14 protein-coding genes are annotated in these 16,565 nt (G+C 37.0%); 11 read left to right on the top strand and 3 right to left on the bottom strand.

Translation table 11 applies throughout. The annotated features are described in order from the left end of the window. From hflX to guaC, 7 genes are all read left to right on the top strand, one after another. On the top strand, positions 1 to 1,203 hold the full coding sequence (gene hflX, locus O3798_RS01860; protein WP_371462821.1) for a GTPase HflX: 1,203 nt from the start codon (positions 1 to 3) through the stop codon (positions 1,201 to 1,203). A 114-nt stretch (positions 1,204 to 1,317) separates the two neighbouring features. After that, positions 1,318 to 2,028, top strand: coding sequence for a ribonuclease III (gene rnc, locus O3798_RS01855; RefSeq protein ID WP_371462819.1), 711 nt, complete (start codon positions 1,318 to 1,320; stop codon positions 2,026 to 2,028). A 17-nt stretch (positions 2,029 to 2,045) separates the two neighbouring features. Beyond that, on the top strand, positions 2,046 to 5,615 hold the full coding sequence (gene smc / locus O3798_RS01850) for a chromosome segregation protein SMC (RefSeq protein WP_371462817.1): 3,570 nt from the start codon (positions 2,046 to 2,048) through the stop codon (positions 5,613 to 5,615). Positions 5,616 to 5,745: 130 nt separating this feature from the next. Then, positions 5,746 to 6,567: a Cof-type HAD-IIB family hydrolase gene (locus O3798_RS01845; protein WP_371462815.1), complete on the top strand. Its 822-nt coding sequence runs from the start codon at positions 5,746 to 5,748 to the stop codon at positions 6,565 to 6,567. Positions 6,568 to 6,581: 14 nt separating this feature from the next. Further along, entirely contained in the window at positions 6,582 to 7,586 is a 1,005-nt protein-coding gene (gene ftsY, locus O3798_RS01840) for a signal recognition particle-docking protein FtsY (protein ID WP_048784006.1), read from the top strand. 35 nt (positions 7,587 to 7,621) lie between these two features. After that, a complete protein-coding gene (locus O3798_RS01835; RefSeq protein WP_048710504.1) occupies positions 7,622 to 8,338 on the top strand; it encodes a Bax inhibitor-1/YccA family protein in 717 nt (238 codons plus the stop codon). A 150-nt stretch (positions 8,339 to 8,488) separates the two neighbouring features. Continuing rightward, on the top strand, positions 8,489 to 9,475 hold the full coding sequence (gene guaC, locus O3798_RS01830; RefSeq protein WP_371462812.1) for a GMP reductase: 987 nt from the start codon (positions 8,489 to 8,491) through the stop codon (positions 9,473 to 9,475). A gap of 71 nt (positions 9,476 to 9,546) precedes the next feature. Here guaC and O3798_RS01825 read toward each other — a convergent pair. Then, positions 9,547 to 10,688 (bottom strand): IS3 family transposase gene (locus O3798_RS01825; RefSeq protein WP_175814681.1). Its coding sequence is split into 2 segments (ribosomal slippage): positions 9,547 to 10,403 and positions 10,403 to 10,688, totalling 1,143 coding nucleotides; the frame shifts between segments, so codons are not numbered across the junction. Between the two features lie 183 nt (positions 10,689 to 10,871). Between O3798_RS01825 and O3798_RS01820 the strand changes: the two genes are divergently transcribed. Together O3798_RS01820 and O3798_RS01815 are read left to right on the top strand one after the other, a co-directional pair. Beyond that, positions 10,872 to 11,471 carry a hypothetical protein gene (locus tag O3798_RS01820; protein WP_371462810.1) on the top strand — a complete coding sequence of 200 codons (600 nt, stop codon included), beginning with the start codon at positions 10,872 to 10,874 and terminating at the stop codon, positions 11,469 to 11,471. Between the two features lie 90 nt (positions 11,472 to 11,561). Next, entirely contained in the window at positions 11,562 to 13,070 is a 1,509-nt protein-coding gene (locus tag O3798_RS01815) for a serine hydrolase (protein ID WP_371462809.1), read from the top strand. 46 nt (positions 13,071 to 13,116) lie between these two features. Here O3798_RS01815 and O3798_RS01810 read toward each other — a convergent pair whose 3' ends face one another. Both O3798_RS01810 and O3798_RS01805 read right to left on the bottom strand, forming a co-directional pair. Continuing rightward, positions 13,117 to 13,743 (bottom strand): TVP38/TMEM64 family protein, encoded by a 627-nt coding sequence (locus O3798_RS01810; RefSeq protein WP_371462808.1) that lies wholly within the window; start codon positions 13,741 to 13,743, stop codon positions 13,117 to 13,119. Between the two features lie 11 nt (positions 13,744 to 13,754). Next, positions 13,755 to 14,789, bottom strand: coding sequence for a glycosyltransferase family 4 protein (locus O3798_RS01805; RefSeq protein WP_371462806.1), 1,035 nt, complete (start codon positions 14,787 to 14,789; stop codon positions 13,755 to 13,757). A 150-nt stretch (positions 14,790 to 14,939) separates the two neighbouring features. On the opposite strand from O3798_RS01805, the gene O3798_RS01800 reads away from it, so the two are divergent. Together O3798_RS01800 and O3798_RS01795 are read left to right on the top strand one after the other, a co-directional pair. Then, positions 14,940 to 15,266: a hypothetical protein gene (locus O3798_RS01800; RefSeq protein ID WP_371462805.1), complete on the top strand. Its 327-nt coding sequence runs from the start codon at positions 14,940 to 14,942 to the stop codon at positions 15,264 to 15,266. A gap of 111 nt (positions 15,267 to 15,377) precedes the next feature. Beyond that, entirely contained in the window at positions 15,378 to 16,556 is a 1,179-nt protein-coding gene (locus O3798_RS01795; protein WP_371462804.1) for an iron-containing alcohol dehydrogenase, read from the top strand. Positions 16,557 to 16,565 lie beyond the last annotated feature (9 nt).

Below are 16,565 nucleotides of genomic sequence, written 5' to 3'. Positions count from 1 at the left end.
ATGGAACAAAGAGAACACGTATTAATCGTAAGCGTACAAACGACGCAAACGGATGAGGATTTCGCATATGCTAACCAAGAGCTGGCTCAATTGGTCGATACAGCGATGGGTGAAGTGGTGGCTACCGTGACCCAAAGACGTGAGTCGATTAGTGGACGTACCCTTGTTGGAAAAGGAAAAGTGGAAGAAATCAGCCATCTTGTCGATGAACTAGAAGTGGACCTTGTTGTATTCTATCAATCGCTCACAGGTTCGATGGTGAAAAATCTCAATGAATCGATTAACTGTCGTATCATTGACCGAGTGCAATTGATTTTAGATATTTTTGCGATGCGTGCTCGTTCTAAAGAAGGGAAACTTCAAGTACAACTCGCACAATTAAACTACTTACTACCTCGTCTTTCGGGTCAACGTGAAGGCTTGTCTCGTCAAGGTGGGGGTATTGGTACTCGTGGTCCAGGGGAAACACGCTTGGAAACTGATAGACGTTATATTCGTAAGCAAATCCAAGATATCGAAGAACAGTTAGAACAAATTAAGAAACATCGTGAGCGTTCACGGGAGAAGAGAAAGAGTTCTAATGGATTCCAACTTGGATTAATCGGATATACGAATGCTGGAAAGTCCACGATTTTAAATCAATTAACGCAGGCGGGTACTTACCAAATGGACCAATTGTTTGCGACACTGGATCCATTAACTAGACAAGTGGACTTGTTCCCGAATTTCGAAGTGACTTTAACGGATACTGTAGGTTTTATCCAAGAGTTACCAACGACATTGATTCATGCGTTTGAATCGACGCTTGAAGAAAGTGCCGATGTCGATTTATTAGTTCATGTGGTGGATGCGTCAAACGTGCAGTTCTCCCTACATGAAAAGACGGTTATCGATTTAGTAAACGACTTGGAAATGCAAGAAATTCCAATGGTGACAGTCTATAATAAGACAGACTTAATCGAAGGCGAATTCCAGCCTAACCTTTATCCATCGATTCAAATTTCTGCAGTAAATGAAGCAGATGTGGAACGATTAAAAGCATTCCTAAAAGAACAAGTAAAAGCGCAAATGACTTACTATGAAGAGTGGTTAGACGTGACTCAGACGAAAGAGTTAAATCAGCTTCAACAGCGTACTCTAGTCGAGTCATTAAACTATGACGAAGAGAAAAATCAATATTGCGTAAAAGGGTATCGTAAATAAAAATAATCAACGGCTTGAAACTCTGAATTCAAGCCGTTTTTTGTGGTGTAAATTTGTAATCTAACCCCAAAACGCGTATAATATTGAAGATAAGGAATTTTTCAGGAGGCCATCATGAAAGAGATAAAAGCACTCTCAGCAATTTTAAAAGAGAAGTTCGATATTTCGTTTAAAAACGAGGCATTGCTCGTCGAAGCGATGACTCACTCTTCGTATGCCAATGAGCATAAAGAAATGAAGGGAATCTATAACGAGCGCATCGAGTTTCTTGGAGATGCCGTTTTAGAACTCAATATTTCGGATTGGCTTTTTAGACAATTTCCTCATTTTAAAGAAGGACAATTAACGAAACTAAGAGCACAAATCGTTTGCGAAGATAGCTTATCGATGCTTGCAAAGGAATGTTCTCTGAATGAGTATTTATTACTAGGTAAGGGAGAAACACTTAGCGGTGGGCATGAAAAGCCAGCTGTTTTATGTGACGTGTTCGAGGCGTTTATCGGTGCTCTTTATCTTGATAAAGGGATGGAAGAAGTGCAACGCTTCTTAGACCAAGTGATTGTTCCTAAAATTAAAAATGGACGTTATGAACTGATTACTGATTTCAAAACAGAGTTACAAGAGTATTTGCAACAAAATGGTACGGTTCATATTCGTTATGAATTGATTAAAGAAGAAGGACCTTCGCACGATAAAGTATTTACCGTTCAAGTAACTGTGGATGGGAAGAAATACAAAACTGCGAGTGGCAAAACGAAAAAGGCAGCCGAGCAAATGGCCGCAAAATTGACTATGGAAGAACTAACACAGGGTTCGCTTTCATAGAAAGAAAGGATTAAAGCATGCAATTAGAGAAAATTGAAATGTCGGGATTTAAATCATTTGCCGATAAGACAACAATTGAATTCGATAAAGGCGTGACTGCGGTTGTGGGACCTAATGGTAGTGGAAAGTCGAATCTTTCTGAAGCGATTAAGTGGGTTCTTGGGGAACAATCGGCTAAGAGTTTACGTGGGAAACGGATGGATGACGTTATTTTCGCAGGTTCTCAAACAAGAAAGCCAGTGAATATCGCCGAAGTGAATCTGTATATCAACAACGAAGACAAAGTGTTGGCAACGGATCAAACGCAAGTCGTGTTAACGCGTCGTTTGAATCGTAATGGGGCAAGTGATTTCTTAATTAACAAGAAACCAGTTCGTTTGAAAGACATTACAGACTTAATGATGGACTCAGGGTTAGGGAAAGACTCATTTGCTTTGATTTCGCAAGGGAAAGTAGAGCAAATCTTTAACGAAAAACCTGAAGAACGTCGAATGATTATTGAAGAAGCAGCTGGAGTTTTAAAATACAAAGACCGTAAAAATCAAGCGCAACGTAAATTGAATCAAACACAAGATCACTTGAATCGTGTGGAAGATATTCTTCATGAGATTGAAGGCCAATTAGCACCGCTGGAAGAGCAACGCGAAAAGGCGATTGCGTACGTTTCTAAGAAAGAACAGTTAGAAGATGTCGAAACAGCCCTCTTGGCGGTTGAAATCGAAACATTAAACGCTCAGTGGAAAGTAGCCCTTCAAGAAGTAGAGCAACTGCAAGAGCAATTAGCGCAAACAGAAGCGCTATTAGAAAACCTTCAAGTTGATATCGAGGAAAACCAAGTAAAACTTGAAGCTCGTAACGAAGAACTCGATGCCAAGCAAGAAGAATACGTCGAATTAATCCAAAAAGTAGAACAATTGGATGGTCAACGTAAAGTCTTTGAGCAACGTCGTCAATTTGCGGAACGTAGTGATGAGGAAAATCAAGAAGCACTAGCTGCTGCTCTTCGTGAGTTAGAAGAAGTGGAAGCAAAATTAGCTCTTCTTGAAAAGAATCAAGTAGAACGTAAGGTTGAATTAAAGAACGTAGAAGAGGCTTGGAGCCAATTAGTAGAAGAGTTAGACCAATTAAGTCAAAGTAACGAGGAAAGCGTTAAAGAGCTTCAAAATCGTTATATTGAGCAATTACAAGAAATCTCACGTTTAATGAACCAAGAGAAGAACCTCGAGAAGTCAATGGAAGTAAACCAAAACGCTCAAGAAAAAATGACGGAGCGTTTTGATTCCTTTGATGAAGAACATCGTGCTTTAGAAGAAAAAGCCAACCACTTTGTTGAGAAAATTGAAGAACTCACCAAAGAAGAAGCCGCTTCTGAAAAACGACTTTCCAAGCTTAGAGAAAAATTAGCAAAAGTGAATGAGAAACATGCAACTCTTTCAAGTGAAGGCATGGAAAAAGAACGCCATCTTCAACAATTACAAGCGACGGTTCGAAGCTTAAAACAAGTTTCTGAAGACTACGCTGGTTATTATCAAGGGGTTCGTGAAGTTCTGAAACACAAATCTGAGTTGCCAGGTGTGGTGAATTCTGTAGCGGAACTGATCCGTGTAGATGAGAAATTAACAACGGCGATTGATATTGCGCTAGGAGCGACGAGTCAACATATCGTTGTAACCGATGAGAAGGCTGCTGCCAAAGCGATTACGTATTTGAAGACGAATCGTTTAGGCCGTGCAACGTTCTTACCTTTATCAATTATTAAAGAAAAACAAGTACCAGATACTGTATTAAACCAAGCGAAAAAAGTCGACGGATTTATTGGTATCGCAAGTGAACTAGTTTCAACTGATAATAAATATGCTTCGATTATTAAAAACTTACTTGGAACTACACTTGTGACAACAAACTTAGAAGTAGCACAACTTTTAGCGAAACAACTCGGTTACCGCTATCGTATTGTCTCACTTGAAGGGGATGTCGTAAACGCAGGTGGTTCGATGACAGGGGGAGCTTCTAAGAACTCTGGCCAACAGTCACTCGTTCGACGTAACAGTCAACTAGAAACAGTGACGAAGCAATTTGAAGAAGCAAAGGCTGAATACGAAAAATTATCAGCACAGTTCCAAAAAGTGACAGTTGAAAAGAACAAGCTAGAAGAAGAGTATCGCGAATTAAATGCAAGTCATACTCAATTGGAACAAACCTTAAACCAATTAGAATTCCAATCAAGATTTGCTCTTGAAGAAGTTAAAAAGCATGAACGTATTCAACAAGCAAACCAATTTGAAATGGATGAATTGATTGAAGCATATGAGCAATTGGAAGAGCAATATGTTGAAAACCATGAGAAATTGGTGGCTCTTCAAAAAGCAAATGCAGCCTTGAAAAAAGAATTGGATTACCTTCAATTATCGAATGAAGATAAGACTCAACAAATTCAAGAAAAGCAAAAAGAATTGCAAGAACTTGGAACCAATCGTGCTCGTGTACAAGAGCAATTTAACCAAGAAAAACGTGAAATTCATCAAACGAAACTTCAAAAGACTCGCTTAGAAGATCAGATTGAATTATTACATTCTAAGAAATCCGAACAATCTCGTAACCAAGAGGAAGACGAAGCGATTTATGCGAAGATTCAAGAAGAGTTTGATGCGTTAAAAGATCAAGTGGATGAATTAGATGCACTGATTAAGGAATTACGTGAGGAACGTGCTGCTCTTGAAATTCATGTAAAACAGTCAGAAGCTGCTAGAACTCAAGCGCAACATCAATTACAAGATCAGTTGAAAAATCAAACACGATTAGAAACAAAAGCGAATCGTTTCGAAATCTCGATTGACCAAAAATTAACGTACTTGAGTGAAGAATACGAATTAACGTTTGAAGCAGCAATTGCTAAAACAACACTAGACATGTCGATTGAAGAAGCTTCGAAACTCGTTCGTAGCCTAAAACAACAAATTGAACAAATGGGTGCAGTAAACTTATTAGCGATTGAAGAGTTTGAAGCGGTACAAGAACGCTTTACATTCTTAACAGCGCAACAACAAGATTTACTAGAAGCAAAACAAACGCTGGAAGAAACGATTACGGAAATGGACGAGGAAGTAACTACACGCTTCAAGACAACGTTTGATGCCGTAAGTACTCAATTTGAGCGCACATTCCCACGCTTATTTGGTGGTGGACGTGCAACGCTTGAGTTAACGGATCCGGATAACTTACTTGAGACAGGGATTGAGATTATTGCTCAACCGCCTGGTAAGAAGCTTCAGTCACTCAGTCTACTTTCTGGTGGGGAACGTGCCTTTACCGCTATTGCATTACTATTTGCAATCTTAGAAGTGAAGCCAGTTCCGTTCTGCTTACTCGATGAGGTTGAAGCAGCACTGGATGAGGCGAACGTAGCGCGTTATGGTCGTTACCTAAAAGAATTTACAAACCGTACGCAATTTATCGTAATTACGCACCGCCGTGGTACGATGGAAGAAGCAGATGTATTGTATGGAGTAACGATGCAAGAATCTGGGGTCTCAAAACTTGCTTCAGTTAAGTTTGAAGACTTCGATGAATTAGAAGAAGCAAAATAGGAAATAAGAGGTGGCAAACGTGTGCTACCTCTTATTTTTTTAATACGAATGGCTTGTTTTGTGGTATACTATAAGAGATACGTTCAATGAGTGTATAATGAAAGCAGAAATGCTTAAAGGAGTTTTATAGTTGATTAAATTAATTGCACTAGATTTAGATGGAACATTATTAACTGGTGAAAAGAAAATAACGGAAGAAAATAAAAAAGCCATTAAATTGGCCAAAGAAAATGGAATTAAAGTGGTTCTTTGTACTGGTAGACCAATTGTAAGTATTGTTCACTTACTGGAAGATTTAGACTTAATGGGGGACGATGATTACGCGATTAACTTCAATGGTGGTTTGATTCAAAAAACTAAACATGGAGAAATCGTCTATGAAACAGGACATACTGTTGAAGATATGAAGTATTGCCATGAAGAAGTCACAAAAGTTGGTCTTCCATTAGTGATGATTGATACGGTGAGAGCTTACGAGCCAACGCCTCCAGCAGGACGTCCGTCAATTTATAACACATTACCTCACCCAATTACATTTGAACAAAAGAATCCAGAAGATTTTGAAGAAGGACATATCTTTAATAAAGCTGTTCTTTGTATCGCTCAAGATATCTTGGATGAAGGAATTGCAAAATTACCAAAAGAATTCTTCGAACGCTTCAACTGTATGAAATCAAGAACATTCTTATTAGAAGTCGTTCCTAAACATGTTTCAAAAGGAAACGGATTAAAGATGTTAGGAGAAATTCTAGGAATTTCATTAGATGAAATGGCAGCGTGTGGTGACGAGGAAAACGACTTACCAATGTTAACTGTTGTCGGTTATCCAGTGGCGATGGGAAATGGTTCTAAAGAAGTCAAAGATGTGGCAAAATATGTTACAGCAACCAATGAAGAATCAGGTGTTGCACAGGCCATTTATCATATTATTGAAATGAATAAACAAGCGTAAAGTGAGGGGAAAATATGGGATTATTTGATCGAATTAAACGTGCCTTTACCGGTGAAGATGAAGTCATTAAACATGAGGAGACGAAAGAGTCAATTGTCATTGAGAAATATGACAAAGGGATGGAGAAAACGCGTCGTAGTTTCTCTGATCGTTTAAACGAATTTCTAGCAGACTTCAGAGAAATCGACGAAGACTTCTTTGAAGATTTAGAAGAAACATTTATTTCATCAGACGTTGGTTTTGAAATGACATTAGCCATTACAGACGCCTTACGTGATGAAGTTCGTCTGCAAAATGCAACGACTTCAGGCCAAGTAAAAGAGGTCATCATTGAGAAGATGGTCGATATTTACGAAAAAGGGGAAGACAACTTATCTGCATTGAAGAAAGCGGAAGGTCGCCCAACCGTATTAATGTTTGTCGGCGTGAATGGGGTTGGTAAAACAACTACAATCGGTAAAATCGCTTGGAGATTAAAACAAGAAGGTAATAAAGTATTACTTGCTGCTGGAGACACGTTCCGTGCCGGCGCTATCCAACAATTAGAAGTATGGGGAGAACGTGTGGGCGTTCCTGTTGTATCAGGGCGTGAAGGTGGAGATCCATCATCTGTTGTATTCGATGCGATTAAGAAAGCCAAAGAAGAAAATTTTGATTACTTATTAATCGATACAGCGGGTCGTCTTCAAAACAAAGTGAACTTGATGAAAGAGTTAGAGAAGATGAATCGTATTATCTCTCGTGAAATTGAAACAGGTGCAGATGAAACATTATTAGTGTTAGATGCAACAACTGGTCAAAATGCTCTTGTTCAGGCGAAACAATTCGGTGAGACGATTAACATTACTGGTTTGATTTTAACGAAATTAGACGGAACTGCAAAAGGTGGGGTAATCCTCTCAATTCGTCATGAATTAAACATTCCAGTGAAGTTTATCGGATTAGGGGAGCAAATGGACGATTTACAACCGTTTGAACCAGAACAATTTATTTACGGTTTAGTAAAAGATATGCTATAATACATCTATAATAAAATTTGAAATGAGGCGAAATAATGGAAAATAATCATTATGGTGTTGAATCCAGTATTGCTGGGCGCAATCAATTTTTCATGAAAGTGTATGCTTGGATGTTTGGAGGACTAGCAATTTCTGCTTTAGTTGCTTACCTATTCAGTACAGTTCCAGCGCTTTATAGTGCATTCTTCAATTTCATGGTAACGACTCGTGGATACGGAATGTGGGTTATCTTTATTGCGCAATTAATACTTGTATTTGTAATGCGTCCAAATTATGAAGAACTTGGTAGACCAATTCGTTATATTGTTTCATATTGTTTATATGCAGCATTAACAGGATTTACATTCTTCATAGTAACACAAGTTTATGAGTTAGGAAGTATCGTACAAGCATTTATTTCTACTTGTGCGTTATTCGCAGGTTTATCAATCGTTGGATTTACAACGAAGAAAGACTTAACAAGTTTTGGTCGTCAAGCAATGGGAGCTTTATTAGGGTTAATCATTGCTAGCTTGATTAACTTGTTCTTCTTCCATAGTTCATTAGTTGAATTGATTATGTCTGGTATCTCATTAGTAGTATTCACTGTGTTAACAATGTATGACACTCAAAAATTAAAAAATATGTATGACTACTACGAAGGACAATCAGCTCTTGAAGGGATTGCAATTCTAGGTGCATTAGAATTATACTTAGACTTCATCAATATCTTCTTAGATATCTTACGTTTATTCGGAAGCAGAAAAGACTAATTTAGACTTTTATAGCCTAGGTTCGCCTAGGCTTTTTTGTTTGACTTCATTCAAGAAGTTTTTGAAAGATTCTGAAAAGAATTTAATGCATTTTCACGTAAATTCATGTATACTACATGAGTACGCATTAACGAATTAGGAGGATGTTAAATGTTTGAATTAAATGCATTCGATTATGAGGATATTCAATTAATCCCAAATAAATGTATTGTAAATAGTCGTTCGGAGTGTGATACTACGGTTAAATTAGGGAAACACACCTTTAAATTACCGGTGGTTCCTGCTAACATGCAAACCGTTATTGATGAATCTGTTGCTGAATTTTTAGCAGAAAACGGATATTTTTATATTATGCACCGCTTTGATGAAGCAAGCCGTTTACCATTTGTTAAACGAATGAAAGAACGTGGATTAATCTCATCAATTAGTGTAGGTGTAAAACCTCAAGAATATGATTTTATTGTAGAATTAAAAGAAAATGGACTTGTTCCTGATTACATTACAATTGATATTGCGCATGGTCATTCAAATTCAGTGATTGACATGATTAAGCACATTAAAAAACATTTACCAGAGGCCTTTGTGATTGCTGGTAACGTAGGTACTCCAGAAGCCGTTCGTGAATTAGAAAATGCTGGGGCTGATGCTACTAAAGTAGGGATTGGACCTGGTAAAGTATGTATTACGAAAATTAAAACAGGTTTTGGTACTGGTGGATGGCAACTTGCTGCACTACGTTGGTGCTCAAAAGCAGCACGTAAACCATTGATTGCAGATGGTGGAATCCGTACTAACGGAGACATCGCTAAATCCATTCGTTTTGGTGCGACTATGGTCATGATTGGATCATTATTTGCAGGTCACGAAGAATCACCAGGTAAAACTGTAGAAGTGAATGGAATGCTTTATAAAGAGTACTTCGGTAGTGCATCTGAATTCCAAAAAGGTGAACGTAAGAACGTTGAAGGTAAGAAAATTGTCGTTCCTTATAAAGGATCGTTGCAAGATACGCTTATCGAAATGCAACAAGACTTACAATCATCAATCTCTTATGCAGGTGGTAAAGATATTGAAGCTATCCGCAAAGTAGATTATGTCATCGTTAAAAACTCAATTTTTAACGGAGATTCAATTTAGAATTATTAACGAGCAGAAGGAGAAATGGGACTGACCCCAAAAAGTGAGAATTTAATAAAAACACCCTAGGGCTACCGTCTCCGGTATTCAACCGGAGACAGGTAGTCCAATTTTTGTTGGATTCTATTTTCATTATAATATTTGATGTAATTTTCTACAATTTGAATTACAATAGAAGATGAAGTTATTACTTCATCTTTTATGTAGAAAGCTTCGCACTTTAGGGAAGAATGGAAGCTTTCGATGGGCGCATTATCTGCGGGTGTCCCCTTACGGGACATACTGCGGATAATGTTTTTTTCTTTACATAAATTGTAGTATTCGGCGGAAGTATAAACGCTGCCTTGATCACTATGTAGTAGAACACCCTTAGGTAAGTCAATTTGATTTAAAGTATCCAATACAAACTTAGTATCTTGTTTAGAACCAATTGTATAAGCTAGTATTTCTCCGTTGTATAAATCCATAATCGACGACAAATATAATCGTTTAGGGCCGAAAGGTAAATATGTGATATCAGTAGTCAACTTTTGCATAGGTTTATCCGCTGAAAAATCTCTATTCAGAGTATTGCCAGTAATTGAGAAAGGTTTACCTATTTTGATAGCTTTTTTCGTTTTCACGGCACAATTCCAACCATTTTTCTGCATAATCCGCTGCACAACCTTATGGTTAACAATCTGATTTAATTCCTTCTGAATCAAATGCTTAATCTTTCTGTACCCGTAAATAAATTTGTTTTTCTTACAAATTTTACCAATAGTTTCCTCGATAACGGTTGGAGAAAAGTCTTTCTTTTTCCATCGGTAGTAAGTAGATATGGGTACATTAAGGCAAAAACAGATTAAATGAACTGTATATTTACCTTTCAATTCTTCTACTAATTTTACAACTGCTTGAGGCGACACTTCCTTTCCAATTCCTTGTATTTTTTTAATATTTCTAATTCAACTTCTTTTCTTCGTAATTCTAATTTTAATTGATCGATTTCAGAAAGTTTAGCCATTCCTTTTTCATAAGAATATTGTTTACCCACCTGTTGGTGGAAACGATGTGTTTCTCCATTTTTATACCATCTAAACCATGTTTCTACTTGCGTTTTGTTTTTAATGTTTAACTCCTGCATTACTTGTTTTGTACTATATCCCTGTAATTTCATTTCTACGGCTTTATTTTTAATATCGGCTGAATAAGCAACACGATTTTTAACCATAAAAAGACACCTCCATGCGTATTTGATAATATTGTACCAAATCCAACTTGGAGGTGTTTTTATTTAATTCTCATTTACGGGGGTCAGTGCCAAATCTTTCTGCTTTTTTGTTTTTCGTATTTATTCTTCGGAATATGTTTGATATACTATGGAAAAGAACTCAGTCAAAGTGAGGCGCGACCTATGTGGTTATTTAATCGGAAAAATAAACGTAAAGATGACTTTGAAATGGAAGAAACGTTTTATAGTGAATCTGTGGAAGTGGATAGTGATTCTGATGAGGAAGCTTATCATCAAATTGCCGATATCATTACTGGTCATAGTGAACGTATCAGACAACTTTTAGAGAGTTATTTTGATAATCCTGATTTATTGATTGAAGAACTACGAGAAGATGATGTGGACTGGAATGATGAGTTCGCTGACCTATTGGAACAAGCGCAAGACGACTATTGGTTACTAATGCTATTAACACTTGAAAAAGAATCCTATGCAACTCAAATTTATTGGAGAGATAATGCTAGTACTTTAGCCAGTAAGCTTCCCAAATTAAAGTTGTTAAAAGGAATCGCACAGCAAGAATTGCAGACTTGCTCTGTAGAGTGTTCTGTATCAGAGTATTTAGAGTGTGTTTCTGCAAAATTACAACAAGCGGGAATCGCATTAGGTACGATTGAGTTGGATGATGAGAATGTTTTAATTTTTTCGATATTAGAAAGAAGAGTAGAACGTCTCAACAATTTAATGAATAATGTTGAAAAAAGTTGGAAGCAAATTTCGTAAAGATTACAAAAATGTTACGAATTTGCTTCTTTCTATTTGAAATCTTAAGAATTTCTTTGTAAAATAAATTGAATTACAAGGAGGATAGGAATGGAAAAACGTAAATTTAAGTTTCTTTTGGGATTAATGACATGTGCATTCGCACTTTCTGCTTTAGCGCCAATTGCTGCTGAAGAAACAACACAAGAACCGGGAGAAGGAACTACTGTTGTTGAACAAACAGAGGCTCCAGAAACAACTGTAGCAACAGAGACAACAGAGCAAACAACGACAACAACAAAGTCGAAAGAGCTTCCGATTGAAGAAGATATTTTCGAGATTACAGCTCGTTATGGGTATGATGTTAGTGAATACTATAAACCTGAAGGAGCTATTTTAGTCGATGCGGAGACTGGGCAAATCCTCTATGGTGATAATATCGATAAGCCTTGGGATCCTGCAAGTACTACTAAATTAATGACAGCGTATCTTGTGTATGATGCGATTAAAGCAGGGAAACTCACATTAGATACTAAAATTACAGCAACAGAAGAAGATAGAGCGATTTCTACAATCGACGATATTAGTAACAACCAAATCAGAGCAGGAATTGAATATCCAGTTCGTGACTTACTATATTTGATGATGTATCCTTCTTCAAACGTTGCGACAGTGATGTTATCACACGCGATTAGTAAAACAAACGAAGAATACATTAAGATGATGAATGATAAAGCCAAAGAATTAGGAATGACAAATTCTAAATTCTATAATCCTAGTGGGGCTGTTGTGTCAGTGTTTCGTGGATTGTATGTTGTTGAAGGTGTGCCAGATGAGTACAACCAAACAACAGCACGTGATTTAGCAACATTAGCGTATTACTTCTTAAAGAACTATCCGGAATTCTTAGAAATTACAAGAGAACCAGCTGTTACAACAATGGAAGGAACTCCTGTAGAAGAAACGTTCTATACACTAAACCAACTCGCAAGTGGGATGCCTCAAGGATATTTTGATGTAGATGGATTTAAGACAGGTTCATCACCAAATGCTGCATTAAACCATGTCATTACTGCAAAAGGAAAAGGCCGCCGTTTGATTGAAGTATTAATGGGTGTGGGTAGCTGGAGCGACTATAACACGAGTGTATTTTACCGTGCACAATTCGGAAATGCGCTTTTAGAAAAAGGATTTACAGAATATCATGAAGAAACAGTGTTAAAAGCTGGGGTTCATGAAATTGATGGTCAAAAGATTAAAGTGGAAAAAGACATTAAAGTGTTAACACGAGGCAATGAGAAACCAACATATAAACTTGTTGGAGATGAAATCATTGTGGAGCATACTTTCCCAACTTTAACAAAAGAGATTAAGTCAAATGTATTTAAAGTAACAAAAGTGGTTGAAGAAACAACGACAGAGGAAGCCTCATCAACAGAAGGTTCATCTAATGGTGGAATCTTATCATTTGATGAAGATAGTGATCTTGGATCATTTGCGAACTGGTTAAGAAGCTTAAGCAAAAATCCTCTATTATTAGCGGGTATTATTTTAACACTCAGCGTATTTATTAGTGGAATTGTACTTGCAACTGTTCAAGTCTTTAAAAAGAAAGATTAACATAAAAAATAACCCTTGAGAAAATTTCTCAAGGGTTTGTTTGTGCTTATTGAAAGAATGCCCAGACCCAGTCGATAATAAATCGTAACCCAATCGTGTAGGCAGCCAGTGTAAATGGTTTAAAGACTAAGATGATAATAATGAATTTCTTATAAGTCATCTTTGTTAAACCAGCAAGCATACATAAGAAGTCATCCGGTGAAACAGGGAAGAACATCATGAATGCAAAGAAGTAGTCGAACCATTGTCCTTTATCCAACCAATTGATATAGCGATTATACGTATGTTCGCTAACCATTGATTTTACGAATTGCTGGCCATATTGTCTTGCAAGATAGAAGGCAATGATTGACCCAATTACAATACCGATGTAGTTATATACATTTCCAATCCAGTTTCCGTAAATATAAACACCAGCGATACTAGTGAGGGCTCCTGGAATGATTGGAACAACAGTTTGTAAGATTTGTAAAAAGATAAAGATTGGTGGCCCCCAGATTCCCGCCTGAAGCATGTAGGCTGATAACGTCTCTTGTGACGTGAATAGTCCTTTTTGCCAAGCCCAAACGATAAAGACCACTGTCGCAATTGCTCCGAGAATTGAAGCAATGTTCATGACTTTTTGAGCCGTAGGGGAAAGAGGTTTTCCTTGTTTAATTTCTTCTGTAGTCATTATTTCTCCTTTTATGATAACAAGTTTCTTTCTGTTGCAACTTTATCATAAAATTGTTGCCACTGTTCTAGAATACTTTCTTTTGAATAGAATTGTTCGCCGCGTTTGGAACCTTCGCAGGCTTTTGCGTAATAATCGGCGTCTTCTTTTAGTTTTGTTAATTCGTCTTTAAACGTTTGTTGACTATTTGCTTTTAAATAATAGTCAAATAAAATTGGTTTGTACTCAGGTAAGTCACGTAAGAGTAGTGGGATGTTTGCGTTCATCGATTCTAAAATCGTCATTGGGAATAATTCCTCGAATGACAGTTGAAGCATCACATCACCCATATTAAAGAACTCATTCATGCGATCACGCTCAACAAGTCCAAGGAAATGAACGTTATCTGGAAGATCATCCATATGTTCCATAATCTCTTTACGACCTTCGGAGATTCCTTTAAAGGCGAAGTTACCAGCCCAAACGAATTGGATATCTGGCATTTTAGTCGCTAAGTCGATAAACTCTAAAACTCCTTTACGCATTTGGAGTTGTCCAGCAGATACGACAGTGAATTGATCTGGATTCAACCCGAACTTTTTACGTAATTCCGCTTTTGATTGGTTTGTAATCTTATAGAACGTTTCACGAGATACGAAGTTTGGAATGTATGTTACTTTAGAACGATCCACTCCATACTTTTCTAAATCATCAATGAAACGAGGGTTTACAGTAACTAAATAGTCTGCTTGTTTATAGAAAGAGAGTACGTACTTATAGAATAATTCTTTAATAGGTTTTGGAAGAGAAATACTTTTTTCTAATGTTTCTGGTAAAAAGTGAACTGACGCAATTGTCGGTTGCTTTTTATTGTTTAAAAAGGATTTAAAAAGAAAATCTGGGTTAATCGTATGAATATGATTAATATCAGCAATTTTAAGCTGATTCACAACAACGTTATATCCCTTTAATCCTTCTGTTACAAGGTTTATTTGTTCCTCAGTCGCAGACATTACCCCTTGGCCTTTCACGCTGTCTGCACGAGTTAGCATATTAATTGTAAGCATAGTATCTCCTTATAAGTGTAATTCATAGCTATTTTACCATGAAATCGCGCATTTTGAAAATAGGTTCCTATTTTTTGGATAAATTTAATGTTTTTGCCTTCTTGAGTGAATTTTTGTATACTAGACAAGAAGAAAGAAACGAGGTCATTTATGAAAAGAGCGAAAAAGTCAAACCGAAAATCTAAAGATGAAGAAATGACATTAGTGGACTGCTATTATATTCCAACAGTGATTGCAGAACAGTTTCGCTTGCTTAGAGAGCACTGTGCACTTGAAGTTGAAAAGGAACTAGCAGCGTTATTTCCAAAAGTGACAAGAGAAAGACGAGAGGATGTTGGAGAAGTCGTTGTTTCGTATGATCAAAATGACGTTATGACATGCGAAATCACGTTAAGTCCTATTGAAGTTTCTAAATTAGAAAAAGAAATCTCAGCAGATCGTCTCAAAAAATATATTGAAACAAAAATTAAAGACTAAGAATCATAAACTGGACAATTGTCCAGTTTATTTTGTTTTTAGAGCCGATATTTTAGAATAGGTCTATTAGTTTTGGTACAATTAAAGTAAGAAATAATGAGGTGATATGTAATGGCACATGAAATTCAAAATTTTACATTTCAAAATCCAACAAAAATTTTATTTGGAAGAAACAGAATTGAAGATATTGATAATGAAATTCCTAAAGATGCTAAAGTACTAGTACTGTATGGTGGTGGCTCTGTTAAGAAAAATGGTGCGTTTGATCGTGCTGTTAAGGCACTAGGAGACCGTGAATGGGATGAGTTTTCTGGAATTGAAGCGAACCCAACATTTGAAACATTAATGAAAGCAGTTGAGAAAGTTCGAGCTGGAAACTTTACGTATTTACTAGCAATCGGTGGTGGGTCGGTTATCGATGGGACTAAATTCGTTTCTGCAGCAAGTCTTTTTACTGAAGACCCTGTCGACTTATTTGGTTGGGGTGTAGGTAAAGGATTACCTGTGCAAGAAGTGGTTCCTTTTGGGACGATTCTAACACTTCCCGCAACAGGTTCTGAAATGAACTCGGGTGCAGTGATTACTCTTGTTGAGAAAAAAGCAAAAGTGAGCTTTCGTGGATCAAAGACATTTCCTGTATTTTCAGTATTAGAACCTGAATTGACTTATACGTTACCAGTTCGTCAATTAGTGAATGGGTTACTAGATACTTATATCCACGTAATGGAAAACTATTTAACTTATCCAGTAGGGGCCTTGCTTCAAGACCGTTATGCAGAAAGTATTTTACAAACGTTAATCGAGATTGCTCCTCGTGTTATTGATACGAATCATATTGATTACAATGACCGTGGAACATTCATGTGGTGCGCTACCAATGCGTTAAATGGAACGATTAACCTTGGAGTTCCAACGGATTGGTCTTCACATGCGTTAGGTCACGAAATCACATTAAATCACGGTATTGACCATGGACGTACATTATCGATTGTTCTTCCATCAATGATGAAAGTAAGAAAACAACAAAAGTTTGATAAATTAGTGCAATATGGAAAACGTGTTTGGAATTTATCAGGAAGTGATGAAGAAATCGTTGATGGGGCTATTTCTAAAACTGAAGAATTCTTCAAATCATTAGGAGCTCCAATTCGCTTTAGCGATGTTGGTTTAGGTGAAGAGGTAATTCAAGCACTTGTAGATGGATTAATACGCCATAAAAAAGTGAAATTATCTGAGCATGGAGATTTAACGCCAGAAGTAGCAATGGAAGTATATAAAGTAGCATTATAGTGTTTTAGA

The sequence above is a fragment of the Granulicatella sp. 20925_1_45 genome, from assembly GCF_041433555.1.
Lineage (GTDB): Bacteria > Bacillota > Bacilli > Lactobacillales > Aerococcaceae > Granulicatella.
The sequence above is the reverse complement of the archived record's forward strand: the minus strand, read 5'-3'. Positions and strand labels throughout refer to the sequence as shown.

Excerpts from the sequence above, each read along its gene's own strand:
- O3798_RS01805 (WP_371462806.1), bottom strand. The coding sequence starts at position 14,789 with ATGCTTACAATTAATATGCTAACTCGTGCAGACAGCGTGAAAGGCCAA.
- O3798_RS01810 (WP_371462808.1), bottom strand. The coding sequence starts at position 13,743 with ATGACTACAGAAGAAATTAAACAAGGAAAACCTCTTTCCCCTACGGCT.
- rnc (WP_371462819.1), top strand. The coding sequence starts at position 1,318 with ATGAAAGAGATAAAAGCACTCTCAGCAATTTTAAAAGAGAAGTTCGAT.
- ftsY (WP_048784006.1), top strand. The coding sequence starts at position 6,582 with ATGGGATTATTTGATCGAATTAAACGTGCCTTTACCGGTGAAGATGAA.
- hflX (WP_371462821.1), top strand. The coding sequence starts at position 1 with ATGGAACAAAGAGAACACGTATTAATCGTAAGCGTACAAACGACGCAA.
- smc (WP_371462817.1), top strand. The coding sequence starts at position 2,046 with ATGCAATTAGAGAAAATTGAAATGTCGGGATTTAAATCATTTGCCGAT.
- O3798_RS01820 (WP_371462810.1), top strand. The coding sequence starts at position 10,872 with ATGTGGTTATTTAATCGGAAAAATAAACGTAAAGATGACTTTGAAATG.
- O3798_RS01800 (WP_371462805.1), top strand. The coding sequence starts at position 14,940 with ATGAAAAGAGCGAAAAAGTCAAACCGAAAATCTAAAGATGAAGAAATG.
- guaC (WP_371462812.1), top strand. The coding sequence starts at position 8,489 with ATGTTTGAATTAAATGCATTCGATTATGAGGATATTCAATTAATCCCA.
- O3798_RS01795 (WP_371462804.1), top strand. The coding sequence starts at position 15,378 with ATGGCACATGAAATTCAAAATTTTACATTTCAAAATCCAACAAAAATT.
- O3798_RS01835 (WP_048710504.1), top strand. The coding sequence starts at position 7,622 with ATGGAAAATAATCATTATGGTGTTGAATCCAGTATTGCTGGGCGCAAT.
- O3798_RS01815 (WP_371462809.1), top strand. The coding sequence starts at position 11,562 with ATGGAAAAACGTAAATTTAAGTTTCTTTTGGGATTAATGACATGTGCA.